The following is a 1,376-nucleotide window of genomic DNA, read 5'->3' on the forward strand; positions in this document are numbered from 1 at the left end:
ATCCGTTGCCCGCGGTGTATTGTGTGTCGTTATCGGTTCTTCCCGCGAGTTCGGCCAATGCCGCCTCTACCGTGTCCACCGTGAAGTTGTCGCCGGCATCCGCTACAGCTACCTCAGTGGCCGTCTGGTCATCCGTGTCGGTGGCATAGATCCCGTTAGCGCGTACGTCCAGTGCGTTGTTCGCATCGGGGCTCGCAACAGCAGTGAACTCGTTGCTGCCGTCAAGGTTCAGCCCATTGCCCGCAGTATATTGTGTGTCGTTATCGGTTCTTCCCGCGAGTTCGGCCAATGCCGCCTCTACCGTGTCCACCGTGAAGTTGTCACCGGCATCCGCTACCGTTACCTCCCCAGCATTTTGGTCGTCCGTGGCATAGATACCGTTGGCGCGTACGTCCAATGCGTTGTTGGCATCGGGGCTCGCCACCGCCGTGAACTCGTTGCTGCCGTCAAGGTTCAGTCCATTGCCTGCTGTATATTGCGTGTCGTTATCGGTTCTTCCCGCTAGTTCGGCCAATGCCGCCTCAACGGTGTCCACCGTGAAGTTGTCACCGGCGTCCGTTACGGCTACCTCCGTGGCCGTCTGGTCATCGGTGGCATAGATTCCGTTGGCGCGTACGTCCAATGCGTTGTTGGCATCGGGGCTCGCGACCGCAGTGAACTCGTTGCTGCCGTCAAGGTTCAGCCCATTTCCTGCCGTATATTGTGTGTCGTTATCGGTCCTTCCCGCGAGTTCCGCCAATGCGGCCTCTACGGTGTCCGTAGTGAAGTTGTCACCGGCATCGGCTACCGCTACCTCCCCGGCCGTCTGGTCATCCGTGTCCGTGGCATAGATACCGTTGGCGCGTACGTCAAGAGCGTTGTTCGCATCGGGGCTAGCAACAGCAGTGAACTCATTGCTGCCGTCAAGGTTCAGTCCATTTCCTGCCGTATATTGTGTGTCGTTATCGGTCCTTCCCGCGAGTTCCGCCAATGCGGCCTCTACGGTATCCGTGGTGAAGTTGTCACCGGCATCGGCTACCGCTACCTCCCCGGCCGTCTGGTCATCCGTGTCCGTGGCATAGATCCCATTGGCGCGTACGTCCAATGCGTTGTTCGCATCGGGGCTCGCTACCGCCGTGAACTCGTTGCTGCCGTCTAGGTTCAGTCCATTGCCTGCCGTATATTGTGTGTCGTTATCGGTCCTTCCCGCCAGTTCGGCAAGTGCCGCCTCTACGGTATCCGTGGTGAAGTTGTCGCCGGCATCGGCCACAGCTACCTCCCCGGCGTTCTGGTCATCGGTGCCGATATTTGAAAGGGGAACGTCAAAGTCGCTGCCCGCTTCCGTAATCCTGAGTACGTCCTCCGTACCGTTGTTCGTTACTGAAAAAGAGGTAATG

At 58.6% G+C, this 1,376-nt stretch carries 1 protein-coding gene; it reads right to left on the reverse strand.

The annotated features are described in order from the left end of the window. On the reverse strand, positions 1-1,376 hold a 1,376-nt coding region (locus tag AACM45_RS20260; RefSeq protein ID WP_339145025.1), incomplete at both ends, for a hypothetical protein.

It is taken from the genome of Croceitalea sp. MTPC5 (assembly GCF_036985505.1).
GTDB lineage: Bacteria > Bacteroidota > Bacteroidia > Flavobacteriales > Flavobacteriaceae > Croceitalea.